The following is a 20,040-nucleotide window of genomic DNA, read 5'->3' on the forward strand; positions in this document are numbered from 1 at the left end:
TGGAGATTTGCCTCGGCCAGTACGTGCCAGCCGGGGTCAAAATAGGGGTGTTGCAGTGGCCTAATGATACGCCCCTGATACCCTTCGACGGGTGCGACCTTTGGTCGCGTTGGGGGAAATCAATTGATGGTGTACGTGATCTGGGTCAATTGACTTGTGAAGTATGGACGGTTTTCGCAGCCTTACCGGTCATTCGTCCCATGGATTGATCAGCGCGACGCCGCTGGATTGAAAGTCGCCAGTGTTGCGCGTGACCACTGTCAGCCCATGAACCAGCGCGGTTGCAGCGATCAGCGCGTCACTTTCGTTGGCTTGGTCTGGCACATGCAAGCTGGCACAGCGCAGGGCAACTGCTGCATCAATCGGCAGGATTCTGGCATCAAACGCCGGCATGACATGGCGCTTGAGCCATGTGCGCAAAACCTTCCCCTGGGCGGGATCACGCCGCTCCATTCGCAGGATTCCTGTTTCCAGTTCCTTCAAGGTAATGGCTGAAATATACATCCGTGGCGCGATGACACTTTTGGCCCAGGCGACGACCTTGGCATCGGCCTGGGGTTTGCGCAGTTCAGAGATGACGTTGGTGTCGAGTAGATACATCAAGTGAAGTCCACGGGTCGATGAGTGATCACGGCGCGTTCGGTTTCAAACTCGATATCTGCCGCTTCTGGCATCACCAACAGGTCAACGATGTCGGCATTGAGGCCTGTCAGTTTTTGGTAGTCCTCAATGCTTAGCAGTACATGGGCAGGCTTGCCCCGGTCAGTGATAAAAACCGGGCCTTGGCGGGCGGCTTTTTTGGCACCGCTTGTGTCTTGATTGAATTCACGGCTGGAAATGGTGGTGATGGTCATGGGGGCTAACCTCCGTATGGAGTACGAATGTAGTCACGTTACTACCTGCGGTTTTCTTGATCAATCTCAAATGTAGATGCGTTGCTGGCGGTGACGACTTTTTCGACTTGAAAACAAAACGGCCCCGCCAATCTCCACTGGCGGGGCCGTTTTTTTCATCGCTTTTCCTCACACGGCGTCTGGCGGCTTGTTCCCATGGGACAGTCCGAAACATACGCCGCCAGCAAGTGCACCTTGCCGTTTCCCTTGCGACTTCCTGGTGGTGAGTAAGTAAATCAGGAGAGGTCTACGGGCCGGTGTGGTGGCGTTTTTATAACTGCTTTTTGCGCTGTTAAATAACCTACAACGATTGGTTAGGAAGCTGACGCTTCTGCGATAACAGTTCTTAGGCCCAAACGAGCCTTTGTTTACACAGAATGAAACGTTTGTTGTAGGAACGCTGATCGCGTTATTGCCACGCAGGAAATGCCGACGTTGAGATCAAGTCTGGATCAGTGTTCGGCAATGTTTTGTAGCAGCGCGCAGCGTTACCACGATGAAACCTTTGATGAGCAATTGTTGAACGTTATGCCTAGGTCTCTTGCGCGCCGATAAATTTATTTTGTTTTGACGTTATTCAAATCGAGGAAACCAATGACCATTCAACGTGCTAATGACACGCATAATGTTGGAGCCGTTCCACCATCGGCTTCGACGCTGCCAGTATCCTCTGGCATCAGCGTAGAGCAATTCAGTAGTTGGAATGATTATCGGGTGGCCGACCGTCTACTCAGAAACTTTGATAAGTATGCCGACCCTGCGCAACCAGACTACATCACCCGCGACTCTCTACGACAGGTTGCGTATGCCTCTGCGCAGAGTGGCTACAGCAGTGACGACATGAATTTTGCCCGTTCGCTGCTGGAAAATCCTGTACTCATGGAGAAACTCGATGGGTACGGAAAGCATAAGCACGATGGCAAAATCGATCGTGAAAGTATCATAACCGTGGGTCAGAATATGGGGTTTCCCCTGGCCACGATGAGTGATAAAGAACTGGCGCAAAAGCTCCTGAATGAATATGACACCTATTACCCGGAGCGCGGTTGGGGTGGAATTGATCGCAGGGAGGGTGTGACTTACGCTTCACTGAAGAACATCGCGGATGGGACGCGTCATGATCGCGGCCCAGATGAAGCGATGGTCGCGCGGGAAATCTTGAGTCGTCCTGAGTTAGTGGCACAGTTAGGACTGACGGATTGGTCTAAATCGGCTGATCGGGGGGCGATCAACGCTGCTATTAAAAGAATGGACCAAGTGCATGAAGAACGGTAACGCCTCGTCCTCGGGGTAAGTTGAGTTCCACCAATGCCCCATTACCAAAGCCCCGCGCAGCATTGGCTGCGCGGGGCTTTTTGGTTTTAATGCTTACTGCTCCTCAGCTGCCTTGTCTCCATGGGACAGGCTGTAAACATAGGCCGCCAGCAAGTGCACCTTGTCATTGCCCTGCAACTGCTCCTGCGCAGGCATCTGGCCTTGACGGCCATAACGGATGGTCTGCTGCAGTTGCGCGAAGCTTGAACCGTAGATGAACGCGCCAGGGTGGGTCAGGTCAGGCGCGCCCATGGCCGGTGTACCTTTACCGGCGGGACCGTGGCACGCCACGCAGTTGGCGGCGAAGAGTTTCTCGCCGTTGGCCACGTCTGCCTTCGCGCCTTCCGGCAATTTGCGGCCATCGAGGTTGGTCACCACAAAGCCGGCCACATCGGCCACGCCTTGCTCGCCAATGACTTCGGCCCACGCCGGCATCACCGCGTGGCGGCCCTTCATGATGGTTTCCTTGATGGTGGCCGGGTCGCCGCCCCAGCGCCAGTCGGCGTCGGTCAGGTTGGGGAAGCCGTAGGCACCCTTGGCGTCGGAACCGTGGCACACCGAGCAGTTGGAGGCGAACAGGCGGCCACCCATCTTCAAGGCTTGCGGGTCCTTGGCCACTTCTTCGATCGGCATGGCGGCGAACTTGGCGAAGATCGGCCCGAACCGGGCGTCCGACTTGGCCATTTCCTTTTCCCATTCGTGCACGCCGGTCCAGCCGGTCTGGCCATTGGCAAATGGGGTTTGCTTGTCGTTGTCGAGGTAGTTGTAGCCCGGCAGCAGGCCTTTCCAGTTGCCCAGGCCAGGGTACAGCGCCAGGTAACCGAGGGCGAAGATGATGGTGCCGACGAACAGCATGAACCACCATTTGGGCAGCGGGTTGTCGTACTCCTCGATGCCGTCGAACGAGTGGCCGACGGTTTCATCGGTTTGCTCGGCGCGCTGGCCCTTGCGGGTCGACAGCAGCAGCCAGGTCAGGGCGAAAATGGTACCCAGACTGAGGACTGTGACGTACAGACTCCAGAACGTAGTCATTCTTTGTTACTCCTAGACGCTTCCACGACGTGCTTGATGGCTTCGGGATCATCCGCGAAGGGCAGCAACGTCGCGTCTTCAAACTCCGACTTGCGCTTGGGGCTGAACACCCACAAGGCCAGGCCGATAAAGGCCACCATCACGACAACGGTGCCCAGGCCTCGAATCATCCCGATATCCATCCAGATCACCGTTTGCTTTTGATGATGGTGCCAAGGCCTTGCAAGTAGGCCACCAGTGCGTCCATTTCGGTCTTGCCCTTCACGGCCGCTGCCGCACCGGCGATGTCTTCGTCGGTGTAGGGCACGCCCAGGGTGCGCAAGACTTCCATCTTCCTGGCGGTGTCCTTGCCGTCGAGTTTGTTTTCGACCAGGAACGGGTACGCCGGCATTTTCGATTCGGGCACCACGTTGCGCGGGTTGTACAAGTGCGCACGCTGCCAGTCATCGGAGTAACGACCGCCGACCCGGGCCAGGTCCGGGCCGGTACGCTTGGAACCCCACAGGAATGGGTGGTCCCACACGCTTTCACCGGCGACCGAGTAGTGGCCGTAGCGTTCGGTTTCGGCACGGAACGGGCGGATCATCTGCGAGTGGCAGCCGACACAACCGTTGGCGATGTAGACGTCGCGGCCTTCCAGTTCAAGGGCGGTGCGCGGCTTCATGCCTTCCACCGGCTTGTTGGTCACGTCCTGGAAAAACAGCGGAACGATCTGGGTCAGGCCGCCGATACTCACGGCGATGACCATGAAGAAGGCCAGCAGGCCGATATTCTTCTCGACTACTTCATGCTTCATCAGTGAGCTCCCACAACGGCGATCTTGGTAGCGGCTTCGGCTTCTACAGGGTCGGAGGCACGCACGGTGCGCCACACGTTGTAGGCCATGAACAGCATGCCGCTGGCAAAGATCGCACCGCCCAGGGCGCGCACGATGTAACCCGGATGGCTGGCTTGCAGCCCTTCGACGAAGGAGTAGGTGAGGGTGCCGTCATCGTTGATTGCACGCCACATCAGGCCCTGGGTGATGCCGTTGACCCACATCGAGGCGATGTAGAGCACGGTACCGATGGTGGCCAGCCAGAAGTGGGTGTTGATCAGGCTGACGCTGTGCATCTGCGCACGGCCGAACAGTTTCGGGATCATGTGGTACAGCGCGCCGATGGAAATCATCGCTACCCAACCGAGGGCGCCGGCGTGTACGTGGCCGATGGTCCAGTCGGTGTAGTGGGACAGCGAGTTGACCGTCTTGATGGCCATCATCGGGCCTTCGAAGGTCGACATGCCGTAGAACGCCAGGGAGACCACCAGGAACCGCAGGATCGGGTCGGTGCGCAATTTATGCCAGGCGCCCGACAGGGTCATCATGCCGTTGATCATGCCGCCCCAGCTTGGCGCGAGCAGGATGATCGACATCGCCATGCCCAGGGACTGGGCCCAGTCCGGCAATGCGGTGTAGTGCAGGTGGTGCGGACCGGCCCAGATGTACAGGGTGATCAGGGCCCAGAAGTGCACGATGGACAGGCGATAGGAGTAGATCGGACGCTCGGCCTGTTTCGGCACGAAGTAGTACATCATCCCCAGGAAGCCGGTGGTGAGGAAGAAACCTACGGCGTTGTGGCCGTACCACCACTGGATCATTGCGTCCGTCGCACCGGCGTAGGCCGAGTAGGACTTGAAGAAGCTGACCGGCAAGGACGCATGGTTGACGATATGCAGCATCGCCGTCACCAGGATAAATGCCCCGTAGAACCAGTTGCCGACATAGATGTGCTTGGTCTTGCGCTTGACGATGGTGCCGAAGAACACCACTGCGTAGGTCACCCAGACAATCGCCAGCAAAATGGCGATCGGCCATTCCAGCTCGGCGTATTCCTTGGTGGTGGTGTAGCCCAGCGGCAGGGTGACGATCGCGCCCACGATGACCGCTTGCCAACCCCAGAAGGTAAAGGCCGCCAGTGCATCGGAAATCAGTCGCGTTTGGCAGGTTCGCTGCACGACGTAGTAAGAAGTGGCAAACAGTGCACATCCACCGAAGGCGAAAATCACCAGGTTGGTGTGCAACGGGCGCAGGCGTCCAAATGTCGTCCATGGCAGGCCAAAATTCAACTCTGGCCAAACCAGTTGCGAGGCAATGAAAACGCCGAGCCCCATGCCAAGGATCCCCCAGACCACCGTCATGATGGCGAACTGGCGGACTACCTTATAGTTATAAGCAGTCGGACTGATTGCTGTGCTCATTCTAAGGTTCCACGGTTTAGTTTTTTTATAGGGTAAAAATCGGTCGCAAGTATGGAGAAAGCAAGATTCCATTGCAACGCAAGGTGACCTGCGTCAATGCGTTCCAAACCAGATTCTGCGCCCTTTCCATGTTTGGCGTAAGGACAAAATTCAGGGTTAAAAGCTGACGACTTGGACAGGATTTTAAACGGGTCGAAGGTACTTGTAACTGAGTGTGTGTAAACAAGCAGCTCGGGTGACGAATGGCCAGTGGCACGACAGCCGGTAGGTACCAGCCTTTGCGCCTGTCATCGAGCAGAAATGTTTCAACCCATCGAGTGCAAGTCGGCCGTCGACCGGCCAATGCCAGTCCACTGTGCAAACAAGCGTAGACCCGAATGGCAGGAGGGGAAAGTCAGCGATCGGAAGGGTGCGACAATGGGTCGCAAAAAAGCCGCGCCTGAATCAGGCGCGGCTTTTGGGTGGTGCAGGATTACTCGGGTTGGCTGTCAGGCGTTGCGCCATCAGCATTGTGGGACAGGCTGTAAACATAGGCGGCCAGCAGGTGCACCTTGTCATTGCCTTGCAGTACTTCCTGCGCAGGCATCTGGCCCTGGCGGCCGTGGCGAATGGTCTGCTGCAACTGCGCCAGGCTGGTGCCGTAGATAAAGCCACCTGGCTGCGTCAGGTTCGGCGCGCCCATGGCTTCCACGCCATGGCCTTCCGGCCCGTGGCAGGCGACACAGGTGGTGCTGAATGCCACTTGGCCCGCGGCGACATCCGCGGTGCTGTCCGCCGGCAGCGGCAGGCCTGCCAATTCATGGCGCACATAGGCTGCGACGTTCTTCACACCGTCCTCACCCAGCACTTCACCCCAGGCCGGCATCGCGGCATGACGGCCATTCATGATGGTCATCTTGATTGCATCCGCCGAACCGCCCCAGCGCCAGATGTTGTCTGCCAGGTTCGGGAAGCCGTAGGCGCCCTTGGCGTCCGAGCCATGGCACACCGCGCAGTTGGAGGCGAACAGGCGGCCGCCCATTTTCAGCGCCTGCGGGTCCTTGGCGACTTCTTCCACCGGCATGGCCGCGAATTTGGCGAAGATCGGCCCGAATTTGGCGTCGGCCTTGGCCATCTCCTTGTCCCATTCCTTGGTCTGGGTCCAGCCATCTTCATAGCCCGGCAATACGCCTTTCCAGTTGCCCAGGCCCGGGTAGAGGATCAGGTAGCCGACGGCAAACACCAGGGTGCCGGCGAACAGCATGAACCACCATTGTGGCAGCGGGTTGTCGTACTCCTCGATCCCGTCGAAGGCGTGGCCCATGGTCTGGTCCACGCTGCCCTTGGTCTCGCCCTTGCGGGTGCCGATCAACAGCCAGGTCAGGCCGATCAGGCTGCCGAGGGTCAGTACACAGATCCATGTACTCCAGAAGGTAGTCATGGCCGGTTGCTCCTTGTTGCAGGCTCTTCTTGAGCGTCGGGGGTTGGCGGTAGCGGTTCATCGGCAAACGGCAGCAGGCACGCCTCGGCGAACTCTGCGTTGCGCCGGGAGTTGAACACCCACAGCGACAGGCCGATGAAGGCGATGGCCACGACCAGCGTGCCAAGCCCGCGGATGGTTCCAGCGTCGAATTCAAATCCCATGGCTCACCTCTTGCTCTTGATGGCAGTGCCGAGCACTTGCAGGTACGAAACCAGCGCGTCCATCTCGGTCTTGCCCTTGAGGGAGGCCACGGCACCGGCGATGTCGTCGTCGGTGTACGGCACGCCGAGGGTGCGCATCACCTTGAGCTTGGTCTCGGTGTGGCTGCTGTCGACCGGGGCGGTGACCAGCCATGGGTACGCCGGCATCTTCGATTCCGGTACCACGTTGCGCGGGTTGTACAAGTGCGCGCGGTGCCAGTCGTCCGAGTAGCGCGCGCCGACGCGGGCCAGGTCCGGCCCGGTACGCTTGGAGCCCCACAGGAACGGGTGATCCCACACGCTTTCACCGGCCACCGAGTAGTGGCCATAACGCTCTGTTTCGGCGCGGAACGGGCGGATCATCTGCGAATGGCACTGTACGCAGCCTTCGCGGATATAGATGTCGCGACCTTCCAGTTGCAGCGCGGTGTAGGGCTTCATGCCTTCCACCGGCTTGTTGGTCACATCCTGGAAGAACAGCGGCACAATCTGGGTCAGGCCGCCGATACTCACGGCGAGCACCATCAGCAGCATCAGCAGGCCGACGTTCTTTTCAATGGTTTCGTGTTTCATCATCGACTCCTCAGGCCATCTGCGCCGCAGCGGCGACTTCGGCGGGTTGTGCCGAACGCACAGTGCGCCAAGTGTTGTAAGCCATCAGGAACATGCCGCTAAGGAAGATCGCCCCGCCCACCAGTCGCACGATGAAGCCTGGGTGGCTGGCCACCAGGGTTTCGACGAAGGAGTAGGTCAAGGTGCCGTCTTCGTTGACCGCACGCCACATCAGGCCCTGGGCGATGCCGTTGACCCACATCGAGGCGATGTAGAGCACGGTGCCGATGGTGGCCAGCCAGAAGTGCGCGTTGATCAGGCCGAGGCTGTACATCTGCTCGCGACCGAAGATTTTCGGGATCATGTGATACAGCGCGCCGATGGAGATCATCGCTACCCAACCCAGCGCCCCGGCGTGTACGTGGCCGATGGTCCAGTCGGTGTAGTGGGAGAGGGCGTTGACCGTCTTGATCGCCATCATCGGCCCTTCAAAGGTCGACATGCCGTAGAAGGCCAGGGAAACCACCAGGAAGCGCAGGATCGGGTCGCTGCGCAACTTATGCCAGGCGCCCGACAGGGTCATCATCCCGTTGATCATCCCGCCCCAGCTCGGTGCCAGCAGTACCAGCGACATCACCATGCCCAGGGACTGTGCCCAGTCCGGCAGCGCGGTGTAGTGCAAGTGGTGCGGGCCGGCCCAGATGTACAGGGTGATCAGTGCCCAGAAGTGCACGATGGACAGGCGATAGGAATACACCGGGCGTTCGGCCTGTTTCGGCACGAAGTAGTACATCATCCCCAGGAAGCCGGCGGTGAGGAAAAAGCCTACCGCGTTATGCCCATACCACCACTGCACCATGGCATCCGTCGCACCGCCGTACAGCGAGTAGGACTTGGTCAGGCTGACCGGGATTTCCAGGTTGTTGACGATATGCAGGATGGCCACGGTGATGATGAACGCACCGAAGAACCAGTTACCGACGTAGATGTGCTTGGTGTTGCGCTTCATCACCGTGCCGAAGAACACGATGGCATAGGCCACCCAGACGATGGTGATCAGGATGTCGATCGGCCATTCCAGCTCGGCGTATTCCTTGGAGCTGGTGTAGCCCAGCGGCAAGGTGATCGCGGCCAGCACAATCACCAGCTGCCAGCCCCAGAAGCAGAACTGCGCGATCTTTGGCGCGAACAATTGGGTCTGGCAGGTGCGTTGCACCGAGTAGAAGGAGCTGGCAAACAGCGCGCAACCGCCAAAGGCAAAGATCACCGCGTTGGTGTGCAGCGGGCGCAAGCGGCCGAAACTGGTCCAGGGCAAATTGAAGTTGAGTTCGGGCCATACCAACTGGGCAGCGAGAAAAACCCCGAGCCCCATGCCGACGATGCCCCACACCACCGTCATAATGGCGAATTGGCGGACCACCTTGTAGTTATAGGCGGTACTTAAAGTAGTGTTCATGGTTCCCCATCCACGGTTCAACCCAAGCAAGTGCGGCACTTGGGCTGGAGTTATAGGCAGACTAAAAAGCGAGGCAAGCATGGGCAAAGAGCACAAGGCCAGTATTGACGGGGATCAATGGGCGCAGTGTGTGCGGGAACGCGGCTGGTTGTGGGATGTCGCCACAGGGTCTATCGCGCGTACGCCCACGACGCTGATCCTGGCCCACGGCGCGGGCGCGCCAATGGACTCGGGCTTTATGGAAGACATGGCTGCACGCCTTGCGGGGCATGGCGTGAACGTATTGCGCTTCGAGTTTCCGTACATGGCCCAGCGTCGTGTGGATGGCGGTAAACGTCCGCCGAACCCGGCGCCGAAACTGCTGGAATGCTGGCGTGAGGTGTATGCCGAGGTGCGACGTCATGTCGCTGGGAAACTGGCGGTGGGCGGCAAGTCGATGGGCGGGCGGATGGCCAGTCTATTGGCGGATGAATTGGGCGCGGACGCGCTGGTGTGCCTGGGTTATCCGTTCTATGCGGTGGGCAAGCCGGAGAAGCCACGGACCGAGCACCTGGCCGGGCTGAAGACGCCGACGTTGATTGTGCAGGGTGAGCGGGATGCACTGGGCAATCGGGCGGCGGTGGAGGGGTACGTATTGTCGCCGAGCATCGAGGTGATGTGGCTGGTGGCGGGGGATCATGATTTGAAGCCGTTGAAGGCTTCGGGGTTCAGTCATGAGCAGCATCTGGAGGCTGCGGCGGTGAAGGTGGCCGGGTTTCTCGGCGCCTGATAGGGCCCTTTCGCGAGCAAGCCCGCTCCCACATTTGAAATGCATTCCAAATGTGGGAGCGGGCTTGCTCGCGAAAGCGGTTTACCGGTTAAAGCGTTCTACCAGCGAATACTGAGTATTGGCGGTATGCGTCAGCTCTTCACTCAACTGCGCCGAATTCAACGCCTGTTCCGACGTCTGGTCCGCCAGCAACGCAATGGTGCTGATGTTACGGCTGATCTCTTCCGCCACCGAGCTCTGCTCTTCGGTCGCCGCCGCAATCTGCGCCGTCATATCAGTGATGTGCGCCACCGCCTCGCTGATCCCGATCAGCGCCTGATCCGCTTCCATCACCCGTGCCACACCTTCTTCCGCCTGGCGATGCCCGGCGTCCATGGTTTGTACGGCCGCGCTGGCGGTCTGTTGCAGCTTGGCGATCAGCGCATGAATCTGCCCGGTGGACTCGCTGGTGCGCTGGGCCAGTTGCCGCACTTCGTCGGCCACCACCGCAAAGCCGCGACCCATCTCCCCGGCACGGGCCGCTTCGATGGCCGCGTTCAGCGCCAGCAGGTTGGTCTGGTCGGCGATGCCTTTGATCACATCCACCACGCCACCGATTTCGTCACTGTCCTTGGCCAGTTGGGTCACGGTCACGCCGGTCTCGCCCACGGCCACCGACAGGCGCTGAATCGCCTCGCGGGTTTCGCCGGCGATATCACGGCCACGCTCGGTCAGGCGATTGGCTTCCTGGGTGGCATCGGCGGTGCGTTGCACATGGCTGGCGACTTCCTGAGTCGTCGCGGCCATCTGGTTGACCGCGGTGGCCACCTGTTCGGTTTCCACGCGCTGGCGTTCAAGACCGCTGGAGCTGTTATGCGCCAGGGTATTGGACTGCGCCGCCTGGGAGTTGAGGTGTTCAGCCGTGTCCTGCAAACGGGTAAGGCACGTCTTCAGGCGCGCCTCCTGGCTGAGGATCGACATTTCCAGGCGCGCCTGGGCGCCGCGGCTGTCGGTGTACATCTGCGCGATCAGCGGGTCTGAGGTGGTCTGTTCGGCCAGGCGCAGCAAGCGCTTGAGCCCGCGTTGTTGCCAGCTCAGGCCCAACAGGCCCAGCGGTACCGACAGCGCCGCTGCCAGGGCAAAGCCCCAGTGGGAATTGAGCCAGACGCCAATCAGGAAGCTCAACTGGCTGACCAGGATAAACGGCAGCCAGTCCTGCAACACCGGCAGCCACTTATCGCGGCGCGGGATGGCCGGCTTGCCCTGGTTGATGCGCTGGTAAAGCGCTTCGGCACGGCGGATCTGCTCGGCGGTGGGCTTGACCCGCACCGACTCGTAGCCGATCACCTGGTTGCCGTCGAAGACCGGTGTCACATAGGCGTTGACCCAATAGTGATCACCGCTCTTGCAGCGGTTCTTGACGATGCCCATCCATGGCAAGCCTTGTTTGAGCGTGGACCACATGTGTGCGAACACTGCCGCCGGCACATCCGGATGACGAACCAGGTTGTGCGGGGCACGCAGCAGTTCGTCATGGGAAAACCCACTGATCTCGACGAAGGCGTCGTTGCAGTAGGTGATCACGCCTTTGGCATCCGTGGTGGAGATCAACCGTTGCTGAGCGGGGAAGGTACGTTCGCGCTGGGTAACGGGTTGGTTATTACGCATGATTGTTCAATCCGCAAGGCTTTGACAGGTTGTCGACCGTCGCGGGGTTTTATTTAACTTATTTTTTGCAACAATCGGCACAGCCTCAGCCGGCCAGCATCGGATAGGTAAACAACCCGAAATGCAGCAGGTTCAGCCCGAAGTGCGTAACGATCGCCGCGCCCAACCCGCCAAAGCGATACGCCAGGCCGTAGCCCAGGCCTGCGATGGTCGCCAGCAGGGTCCACTGCCAGCCTGCGCCCAGGTGTACCAGGCCGAAGAGCAGGGCGGCCAACAGCAGGGCGAGGTTTTCACCATAGGGCAATTGCTTGAACCGTCGGCTCAGGCCGCCCTGGATATAACCGCGGAACAGCGCTTCCTCCACCAGGGTCACCAGCAGCAGGTTATTCAACACCCACAGCCAGGCCTGCTCCGGCCACTTCGGGGCCCAACTGATGACGCCCAGCAACGCAGCGCCGCCCAGGGCGGCAATCGCCGTCAGTGTCAACGCCAGGGCGGTGGCATAGATCGACAGGCGCAGGGACCGGCGCGCAACAATCCACGGGCAGGCCAGCAGCAGCCAGAAGCCAATCAGCGGCTTGTCCTGGTTCAGGTACATCGAGAAAGGCACGGCGTCGTCCGTAAAGCGCTGCGGGGCGATCCCGCGACCGTTGTAGAAGCCCGGCAGCCAATGCATCGCCAACCCCAGCGCCAGCACGATAAACAGCCCGTGGCCCAGATAGCGTACCCACGGGTTTCGCTGTTGCCGCACGGCAAACCCGGCCAACAGCAGCATGGCGACAGACAGTGCCGCCATTAACCCCAATTGCCCGTAGCTCAAGGCAAGTACATAGCCGATGGAAAGAAGCGCCAGGTACAGCCATGGCAATGCAAGCATGGGGAATCCTTGTGACAGTCAAAATCTGAGGGCGGCAGTATACCGAGCGTCACCGACGGTAAAAATGAAAACACCGCCAGGGAAGGCGGTGTTTTGGGTAGCGCGTGTCAGTTACGAGGCAATCAACTGCCGCAACACGTAGTGCAGGATCCCGCCGGCCTTGAAGTACTCGACCTCATTGAGGGTGTCGATGCGGCACAGCACTTCGACCTTCTCGCTGCTGCCATCCTCACGGGTGATCACCAGCGTCAGGTTCATGCGTGGCTCGATCTCGGTGTTGGTCAGCCCGAGGATGTCGATCTTCTCCTTGCCGGTCAGCTTGAGTGCCTTGCGGTTCTGGTCCAGCTTGAACTGCAGGGGCAGCACGCCCATGCCCACCAGGTTGGAACGGTGAATCCGCTCGAAACTCTCGGCAATCACCGCCTTGACCCCCAGCAGGTTGGTGCCCTTTGCCGCCCAGTCACGGCTTGAGCCGGTGCCGTATTCCTGGCCGGCGATCACCACCAGCGGGGTGCCCGAGGCCTGGTATTTCATGGCGGCGTCGTAGATCGGCATTTTCTCGCCGGTAGGGATGTAGATCGTATTGCCGCCTTCCTCGCCGCCGAGCATTTCGTTGCGGATGCGGATGTTGGCGAAGGTGCCGCGCATCATCACTTCATGGTTGCCGCGACGCGAGCCGTAGGAGTTGAAGTCCCGCGGTTCGACGCCTTGCTCGCGCAGGTATTTGCCGGCCGGGCTGTCGGTCTTGATGTTGCCGGCAGGGGAGATGTGGTCGGTGGTCACCGAGTCCCCCAGCAATGCCAGCACGTTGGCGCCCTTGACGTCTTCGATCACCGGCAGCGGGCCGCCGATGTCGTCGAAGAACGGTGGGTGCTGGATGTAGGTGGAGTCCTTCTGCCACACGTAGGTTGCAGCCTGCGGCACTTCAATGGCCTGCCACTGTTCATCACCGGCAAACACCTCGGCGTATTCCTTGTGGAACATCTGGGTGCTGACTTGCGCAACGGCGTCGGCGATTTCCTTGCTGCTGGGCCAGATGTCCCGCAGGTACACCGGTTTACCGTCAGAGCCGGTGCCCAGTGGTTCGCTGCTGATGTCCATGCGCACGGTGCCCGCGAGGGCGTAGGCTACGACGAGAGGCGGGGAGGCCAGCCAGTTGGTTTTCACCAATGGGTGCACCCGGCCTTCGAAGTTACGGTTGCCTGAAAGCACCGAGGCTACCGCGAGGTCGGCTTTCTGGATGGCTTTTTCGATCGGTTCGGGCAGCGGCCCGGAGTTGCCGATGCAGGTGGTGCAGCCATAACCCACCAGGTCGAACCCCAGCTTGTCGAGGTATTGGGTCAGCCCCGCCGCTTTGTAGTAGTCGGTGACCACCTTGGAGCCGGGTGCCAGGGACGTTTTCACCCATGGCTTGCTCTTCAATCCTTTCTCTACCGCCTTTTTCGCCACCAAGCCTGCCGCCATCATCACGCTGGGGTTGGAGGTATTGGTGCAGGAGGTAATCGCCGCGATCACCACCGCGCCGTTTTTCAGGCGATAGGTCTGGCCTTCGAAGTCGTAGTCGGCTTCACCGATCAGGTCGGCGTTGCCCACCGCAACACCGCCGCCGCCTTCGCTCTCCAGGCGGCCCTCTTCCTTGTTGGTGGGTTTGAATTGCAGGTCGAGGAAATCGCTGAAGGCCTGGCCGACGTTAGGCAGTGAGACACGGTCTTGCGGACGTTTCGGCCCGGCCAGGCTGGCTTCGACGCTGGCCATGTCCAGCGCCAGGCTGTCGGTAAAGATCGGCTCCTGACCTGCATTGCGCCACAGGCCCTGAGTCTTGGTGTAGGCCTCCACCAGTTTGACGGTTTCTGCAGGACGGCCCGACAGGCGCAGGTAGTCCAGGGTTACTTCATCCACCGGGAAGAAGCCACAGGTGGCGCCGTACTCCGGGGCCATGTTGGCGATGGTCGCGCGGTCGGCCAAAGGCAGGTCGGCCAGGCCGTCGCCATAGAATTCGACGAATTTGCCGACCACGCCCTTTTTACGCAACATCTGGGTAACGGTCAGCACCAGGTCGGTGGCGGTGATGCCTTCTTTCAGCTTGCCGGTGAGCTTGAAGCCGATCACTTCCGGGATCAGCATCGACACCGGCTGCCCGAGCATCGCGGCTTCTGCTTCGATCCCGCCCACGCCCCAGCCCAGTACGCCAAGGCCGTTGATCATGGTGGTGTGGGAGTCGGTGCCGACCAGGGTGTCGGGGAAGGCATAGGTGCGGCCTTCTTCATCCTTGGTCCACACGGTGCGGCCGAGGTATTCCAGGTTGACCTGGTGACAGATGCCGGTGCCCGGTGGCACTACGCTGAAGTTGTCGAAGGCGCTCTGGCCCCAGCGCAGGAAGGCGTAGCGTTCGCCGTTGCGCTGCATTTCGATGTCGACGTTTTCCTGGAAGGCGCCGGTGGTGGCGAACTTGTCGACCATCACCGAGTGGTCGATCACCAGGTCCACCGGTGACAGCGGGTTGATGCGTTGCGGGTCACCGCCGGCCTTGGCCACGGCGGCGCGCATGGCGGCCAGGTCGACCACGGCGGGCACGCCGGTAAAGTCTTGCATCAGCACACGGGCGGGGCGGTATTGGATCTCGCGGTCGGAGCGGCGCTCCTTGAGCCAGGCGGCAATGGCCTTGAGGTCGGCGCCGGTGACGGTCTTTTCGTCTTCCCAGCGCAGCAGGTTTTCCAGCAGCACCTTGAGGGACATCGGCAGCTTGTCCAGATCACCCAGGCTCTTGGCGGCTTCGGGCAGGCTGAAGTAGTGATAGGTCTTGTCGTCGATCTGTAAGGTTTTAAGGGTTCTCAGACTATCAAGGGATGACATTACATGACTCCTTATGGTCCGCACGGCTACGGACCTGACGGGACGAACAGAGCTTACAAATTAGCCCTGTTTTAAGTAGCTGGCTAATTACTGGACTCTATCAATAAGTCCAAGGTTCCGAACTCGGCTATCATGCGCGCGTTTTCATGACAGGCATTGCGCTATAGCAAGCCCGTGATCCAGGAGAGTTGATGAACACCCTTTTTATGCACTGCCGCCCGGGTTTTGAAGGCGAAGTCTGTTCCGAGATCGCGGAACACGCCGCACGCCTGAACGTTTCGGGCTATGCCAAGGCCAAGACCGGCAGCGCCTGCGCCGAATTTGTCTGCACCGAAGAAGACGGCGCCCAGCGCCTGATGCGCGGCCAACGCTTTGCCGAGCTGATCTTCCCGAGGCAGTGGGCGCGCGGGGTGTTCATCGACTTGCCGGAAACCGACCGTATCAGCGTGATCCTCGCGCACCTGCGGGATTTCCCGGTGTGCGGCAGCCTGTGGCTGGAAATGGTCGACACCAATGACGGCAAGGAGCTGTCGAACTTCTGCAAGAAATTCGAAGTTCACTTGCGCAAGGCGCTGACGGCCGCCGGCAGACTGGTGGAAGACGCCAGCAAGCCGCGCCTGCTGTTGACCTTCAAGAGCGGCCGCGAAGTGTTCATGGGCCTGGCCGAGTCGAACAACTCGGCCATGTGGCCGATGGGCATCCCGCGCCTCAAATTCCCGCGGGACGCGCCAAGCCGCTCGACCTTGAAGCTGGAAGAGGCCTGGCACCACTTTATCCCCCGAGACCAGTGGGACGAACGCCTGCACAGCGACATGACCGGCGTCGACCTCGGCGCAGCGCCTGGCGGCTGGACCTGGCAACTGGTCAACCGCGGCATGCTGGTGACCGCCATCGACAACGGCCCGATGGCCGAAAGCCTGATGGATACCGGGCTGGTGCAGCACTTGATGGCCGACGGCTTTATCTACACCCCCAAGCAGCCGGTGGACTGGATGGTCTGCGACATCGTCGAGAAACCGGCGCGCAATGCGGCCCTGTTGGAAACCTGGATCGGCGAGGGACATTGCCGCGAAGCAGTGGTCAACCTGAAGTTGCCGATGAAGCAGCGTTATGCCGAAGTGAAGCGCCTGCTTGAACGCATCGCGGAAGGCTTCAAGGAACGTGGCATCCGGGTGGAGATCGGCTGCAAGCAGCTGTACCACGACCGTGAAGAAGTGACCTGCCATTTGCGCCGGTTGGATGTGAAGAAGCCAAAGGCCCGGTAAACTGGCAGCCTGTATCAGGAGTGAATGATGAGCGACATTTTTGACACCCCGGTCGATGGCACCCTTGATGCCACCGGCCTCAACTGCCCGGAGCCAGTGATGATGCTGCACCAGCACATCCGCGACCTGGCGCCCGGAGGCTTGCTCAAGGTAATCGCGACCGATCCGTCGACCCGTCGCGACATCCCCAAGTTCTGCGTGTTTCTCGACCATGAACTGGTGGACCAGCAGGAGCAGGCCGGTACCTACCTATACTGGATCCGCAAGAAATCGGCTTAAGCCCGGCGAATCCGCTTGCGTGCGCTGCGCACCAGGCGGATCACCAGCATCGCCGCGGCACAGCTCAGGCCCACGATCAGCCCCTGCCACAAGCCGCTCGGGCCGCGGGCGTCGCCCAGCCACTCGGTCAGCCCCAGCGCGTAGCCCACCGGCAAGCCCACGCCCCAATACGCAAACAACGTCAGCACCATGGTCACCCGAGTGTCCTGGTAACCACGTAGTGCGCCGGCGGCCGTGACCTGGATCGCGTCCGAGAACTGAAATAGCGCCGCAAACACAATCAGCATCGCCGCCACCTGGATCACCAGCGGGTCCTGGGTGTAGATGGTGGCGATCTGTTCGCGAAACAGCAGCATCAGGCTGCAGGACAGGCAGGCATACACCAACGCGGTGCCCATTCCGACACCTGCGGCAAAGCGCGCCTCACGGGGTTCGCCACGGCCCAGGGCCTGGCCCACGCGCACGGTGACCGCCATGCTCAGGGAGTAGGGGATCATGAACACCAGCGAGCTGAAGTTCAGCGCGATCTGGTGTCCGGCCACCACCGTGGCACCGAGGCTGCCGATCAGCAGCGCGATCACCGCAAAAATGCTCGACTCGGCAAACACCGCGATCCCGATGGGCAAGCCAATGCTCAACACACGCTTGATCACCGACCATTGCGGCCAGTCAAAGCGCTTGAACAGCTCGCTGCTCTGATACACCGGTGCCCAGCGGGTCCAGGCGGCCAGGCCAAGCATCATCACCCACATCACGATCGCCGTGGCCCAGCCGCAACCGATGCCGCCCATGGCCGGCACGCCGAAGTGGCCGTAGATGAACACATAGTTCAGCGGAATATTCAGCGCCAGCCCGCACAGGCCCATGACCATGCTCGGCCGCGTTCGGCCCAGCCCGTCGCTGAAGCAGCGCAGCACGTAATACAACGCAATGGCCGGCATGCCCGAGGCGATGCCGTGCAGGTAGCCCATGCACGGCTTGATCAGCTCGGGATCGACCTTCATCACATGCAGGATCGGTTCGGCACTGATCAGCAACAGCAGCGCGGTAATCCCCACCACCAGCGCCAGCCACATCGACTGGCGCACCAGCGGGCCGATTTCACCGTGGGTGCCGGCGCCGAAGCGTTGGGCGACTTTCGGCGTGGTGGCCAGCAGGGTGCCGGTCATCAGCAGGTACACCGGGATCCAGATGGAGTTGCCCAGGGCGACTGCCGCCAGGTCCCGGGAACTCACACGCCCGGCCATCACGGCATCGACAAAGCCCATGGCGGTGGTCGCCAGTTGCCCGATCATGATCGGCAGGGCCAGGGCCAGCAGATTGCGCACTTCAAGGCTGACGCGGGCGGGGCGGGAGAGGGCGGTGGTGGTTGTGGCAGTGTTCACGTACGGATGTCCGATAGGGGGAGCGCAGGACGGCGCATTCTACGCCTTGACGTGTTGGTCAGGAAAAAACCTGTGTTGTGGATTTGTAAACACATCCCCGCGCATATATAGCGTTTTGTGGTGAGGGCGCTTGCTGTGGTGAGGGAGCTTGCTGTGGCGAGGGAGCTTGCTCCCGCTGGGCTGCGCAGCAGCCCCATAACGGGCAACCGATGTGTACCTGAAAAAACACGGTGCTGCATTTGGGAGCGCTGCGCACTCCAGCGGGAGCAAGCTCCCTCGCCACAAGGAAAACCGCTGTACACTGCTGATCCGCGAAAGGAGCCTGCCATGCTGATTGTTGCCGACGAAAATATCCCGCTGCTCGATGCATTCTTCGAAGGATTCGGCGAGATTCGCCGGGTTCCGGGCCGGTCCATCGACCGCGCGACGATCGAACAGGCCGATGTGCTGCTGGTGCGTTCGGTGACCAACGTCACCCGTGCCTTGCTCGAAGGCACGCCGGTGCGGTTTGTCGGCACCTGCACCATCGGCACTGATCACCTCGACCTCGATTACTTCCAGCGCGCCGGCATCCAGTGGTCCAGCGCCCCCGGCTGCAATGCCCGTGGCGTGGTCGACTATGTGCTGGGCAGCCTGCTGACCCTGGCCGAGATCGAAGGCGCCGACCTGGCCCAGCGCACCTACGGTGTGGTGGGTGCCGGTGAGGTCGGCGGGCGTCTGGTCAAGGTGCTCAAGGCGTTGGGCTGGAACGTGCTGGTGTGCGACCCGCCCCGGCAGATCGCCGAGGACGGTGATTACGTCAGCCTGGAGCAGATCGTCGAGCAGTGCGATGTGATCAGTCTGCACACGCCGCTGAACAAATCCGGCAACGGCTCCACCTGGCACTTGTTCGACCGCGAGCGCCTCAACCAGCTCAAGCCCGGTGCCTGGCTGATCAACGCCAGCCGCGGCCCGGTGGTGGACAACGCCGCCCTCAAGGAGGTGCTGCTGGCGCGCGAAGATCTGCAGGCCGTGCTGGATGTGTGGGAAGGCGAGCCGCAGGTGGACGTCGACCTGGCCGACCTGTGTGTGCTGGCCACCCCGCATATCGCCGGCTACAGCCTGGACGGCAAGCAGCGCGGCACGGCGCAGATCTATCAGGCGTTTTGCCGGCATCTTGGTCAGGACCCGACGATTCAATTGAGCGACTTGCTGCCGGAGCCGTGGCTGGCCGAAGTCAGCCTCAATGCCAATACCGATCCGGCCTGGGCCCTGGCGACCCTGTGCCGCAGCGTGTACGACCCGCGCCGTGATGACGCGGATTTCCGCCGCAGCCTGGTAGGCACAGTGGATGAGCAGCGCAAGGCCTTCGACCTATTGCGCAAGCACTACCCCGAGCGGCGTGAGATTGACGGCTTGAAAGTGCGGATCAACGGCGAGTCTGCCGCCTTGTCGAGCATCGTGGCAGCATTGGACGCACAGGCAATCTGAAGGCATAAAAAACCCGGCCATCAAGGCCGGGTTTAAGAGAGCGTGGGCGAATCAGCCTCGCTTGGCAGGCTTGACCAATTTCTGTTCCAGTTCGGCGCACGCGCTCTGGATCATTTCTTCGGTGATTTGCACTTCGCGGCCCTGAGCGTCGATATACGAGCAAGGCAACTGCTGCGGTTGGCGGATCACTTGAATTTTGGCGTTGCTGCTGTTTTGCAAGGACATGGCCCGTCTCCTCATCAGGTTGTGTACCTACTTTAAAACCCCCGCGTGACCGCGTTGTTACAACTCCTTGCGCGGCCCGCAGATCGAATGCCCAGTCCAGCAGAAACCGATACAAATTTCCAG

20 protein-coding genes are annotated in these 20,040 nt (G+C 60.6%); 5 read left to right on the forward strand and 15 right to left on the reverse strand.

The window, feature by feature from the left end; all coding sequences use genetic code 11:
- Positions 1-189 precede the first annotated feature (189 nt).
- Positions 190-600 carry a type II toxin-antitoxin system VapC family toxin gene (locus tag HX805_RS20535; RefSeq protein ID WP_177117257.1) on the reverse strand — a complete coding sequence of 137 codons (411 nt, stop codon included), beginning with the start codon at positions 598-600 and terminating at the stop codon, positions 190-192.
- Entirely contained in the window at positions 600-854 is a 255-nt protein-coding gene (locus HX805_RS20540; protein WP_003219024.1) for a type II toxin-antitoxin system Phd/YefM family antitoxin, read from the reverse strand. The genes HX805_RS20535 and HX805_RS20540 overlap by 1 nt, the downstream gene beginning before the upstream one ends.
- Positions 855-1,487: 633 nt before the next feature.
- Here HX805_RS20540 and HX805_RS20545 point away from each other — a divergent pair.
- Positions 1,488-2,168, forward strand: coding sequence for a hypothetical protein (locus HX805_RS20545; RefSeq protein ID WP_023659084.1), 681 nt, complete (start codon positions 1,488-1,490; stop codon positions 2,166-2,168).
- A gap of 93 nt (positions 2,169-2,261) precedes the next feature.
- Here HX805_RS20545 and ccoP (HX805_RS20550) read toward each other — a convergent pair whose 3' ends face one another.
- The 8 genes from ccoP (HX805_RS20550) to ccoN (HX805_RS20585) all read right to left on the reverse strand — a co-directional run bounded on the left by ccoP (HX805_RS20550) (position 2,262) and on the right by ccoN (HX805_RS20585) (position 9,147).
- On the reverse strand, positions 2,262-3,239 hold the full coding sequence (gene ccoP, locus HX805_RS20550; protein WP_003219020.1) for a cytochrome-c oxidase, cbb3-type subunit III: 978 nt from the start codon (positions 3,237-3,239) through the stop codon (positions 2,262-2,264).
- The gene (locus HX805_RS20555) at positions 3,236-3,421 is read right to left on the reverse strand and encodes a CcoQ/FixQ family Cbb3-type cytochrome c oxidase assembly chaperone (protein ID WP_008437575.1); all 186 of its coding nucleotides are present in this window, start codon (positions 3,419-3,421) and stop codon (positions 3,236-3,238) included. Before HX805_RS20555 ends, ccoP (HX805_RS20550) begins: the two co-directional genes overlap by 4 nt.
- Positions 3,422-3,426: 5 nt before the next feature.
- On the reverse strand, positions 3,427-4,035 hold the full coding sequence (gene ccoO / locus HX805_RS20560; protein WP_177117258.1) for a cytochrome-c oxidase, cbb3-type subunit II: 609 nt from the start codon (positions 4,033-4,035) through the stop codon (positions 3,427-3,429).
- Positions 4,035-5,477, reverse strand: coding sequence for a cytochrome-c oxidase, cbb3-type subunit I (gene ccoN / locus HX805_RS20565; protein ID WP_003219015.1), 1,443 nt, complete (start codon positions 5,475-5,477; stop codon positions 4,035-4,037). The genes ccoO (HX805_RS20560) and ccoN (HX805_RS20565) overlap by 1 nt, the downstream gene beginning before the upstream one ends.
- 472 nt (positions 5,478-5,949) lie before the next feature.
- On the reverse strand, positions 5,950-6,897 hold the full coding sequence (gene ccoP / locus HX805_RS20570) for a cytochrome-c oxidase, cbb3-type subunit III (RefSeq protein ID WP_003219014.1): 948 nt from the start codon (positions 6,895-6,897) through the stop codon (positions 5,950-5,952).
- Complete coding sequence (locus HX805_RS20575) at positions 6,894-7,100, reverse strand: cbb3-type cytochrome c oxidase subunit 3 (RefSeq protein WP_003219012.1); 207 nt, start codon at positions 7,098-7,100, stop codon at positions 6,894-6,896. Before HX805_RS20575 ends, ccoP (HX805_RS20570) begins: the two co-directional genes overlap by 4 nt.
- A 3-nt stretch (positions 7,101-7,103) precedes the next feature.
- Complete coding sequence (gene ccoO / locus HX805_RS20580) at positions 7,104-7,712, reverse strand: cytochrome-c oxidase, cbb3-type subunit II (protein ID WP_003219010.1); 609 nt, start codon at positions 7,710-7,712, stop codon at positions 7,104-7,106.
- Between the two features lie 10 nt (positions 7,713-7,722).
- The gene (gene ccoN / locus HX805_RS20585) at positions 7,723-9,147 is read right to left on the reverse strand and encodes a cytochrome-c oxidase, cbb3-type subunit I (protein ID WP_003219009.1); all 1,425 of its coding nucleotides are present in this window, start codon (positions 9,145-9,147) and stop codon (positions 7,723-7,725) included.
- Between the two features lie 79 nt (positions 9,148-9,226).
- On the opposite strand from ccoN (HX805_RS20585), the gene HX805_RS20590 reads away from it, so the two are divergent.
- Entirely contained in the window at positions 9,227-9,916 is a 690-nt protein-coding gene (locus tag HX805_RS20590) for an alpha/beta family hydrolase (protein ID WP_177117259.1), read from the forward strand.
- 81 nt (positions 9,917-9,997) lie between these two features.
- Here HX805_RS20590 and HX805_RS20595 read toward each other — a convergent pair whose 3' ends face one another.
- The 3 genes from HX805_RS20595 to acnA form a co-directional block, all read right to left on the reverse strand.
- Positions 9,998-11,563 carry a PAS domain-containing methyl-accepting chemotaxis protein gene (locus HX805_RS20595; protein WP_177117260.1) on the reverse strand — a complete coding sequence of 522 codons (1,566 nt, stop codon included), beginning with the start codon at positions 11,561-11,563 and terminating at the stop codon, positions 9,998-10,000.
- 85 nt (positions 11,564-11,648) lie between these two features.
- The gene (locus HX805_RS20600) at positions 11,649-12,440 is read right to left on the reverse strand and encodes a CPBP family intramembrane glutamic endopeptidase (protein ID WP_003219003.1); all 792 of its coding nucleotides are present in this window, start codon (positions 12,438-12,440) and stop codon (positions 11,649-11,651) included.
- Positions 12,441-12,551: 111 nt separating this feature from the next.
- A complete protein-coding gene (gene acnA / locus HX805_RS20605; protein ID WP_177117261.1) occupies positions 12,552-15,293 on the reverse strand; it encodes an aconitate hydratase AcnA in 2,742 nt (913 codons plus the stop codon).
- A gap of 191 nt (positions 15,294-15,484) precedes the next feature.
- On the opposite strand from acnA, the gene rlmM reads away from it, so the two are divergent.
- Complete coding sequence (rlmM, locus tag HX805_RS20610; protein ID WP_177117262.1) at positions 15,485-16,558, forward strand: 23S rRNA (cytidine(2498)-2'-O)-methyltransferase RlmM; 1,074 nt, start codon at positions 15,485-15,487, stop codon at positions 16,556-16,558.
- A gap of 27 nt (positions 16,559-16,585) precedes the next feature.
- Positions 16,586-16,837 (forward strand): sulfurtransferase TusA, encoded by a 252-nt coding sequence (tusA, locus tag HX805_RS20615; protein ID WP_088424520.1) that lies wholly within the window; start codon positions 16,586-16,588, stop codon positions 16,835-16,837.
- Here the strand turns inward: tusA and HX805_RS20620 are convergent.
- Positions 16,834-18,222, reverse strand: a complete 1,389-nt coding sequence (locus HX805_RS20620) for an MATE family efflux transporter (protein ID WP_102368386.1) — start codon at positions 18,220-18,222, stop codon at positions 16,834-16,836. The genes tusA and HX805_RS20620 overlap by 4 nt on opposite strands.
- Before the next feature lie 327 nt (positions 18,223-18,549).
- On the opposite strand from HX805_RS20620, the gene pdxB reads away from it, so the two are divergent.
- Complete coding sequence (gene pdxB, locus HX805_RS20625) at positions 18,550-19,692, forward strand: 4-phosphoerythronate dehydrogenase PdxB (RefSeq protein ID WP_177117263.1); 1,143 nt, start codon at positions 18,550-18,552, stop codon at positions 19,690-19,692.
- A 51-nt stretch (positions 19,693-19,743) separates the two neighbouring features.
- On the opposite strand, the gene HX805_RS20630 is transcribed toward pdxB, so the two are convergent.
- Entirely contained in the window at positions 19,744-19,917 is a 174-nt protein-coding gene (locus tag HX805_RS20630) for a PA1571 family protein (RefSeq protein WP_003218992.1), read from the reverse strand.
- Between the last annotated feature and the right edge of the window lie 123 nt (positions 19,918-20,040).

This window comes from Pseudomonas sp. G5001, from assembly GCF_013385475.1.
In the GTDB taxonomy this organism is placed as follows: Bacteria; Pseudomonadota; Gammaproteobacteria; order Pseudomonadales; family Pseudomonadaceae; genus Aquipseudomonas.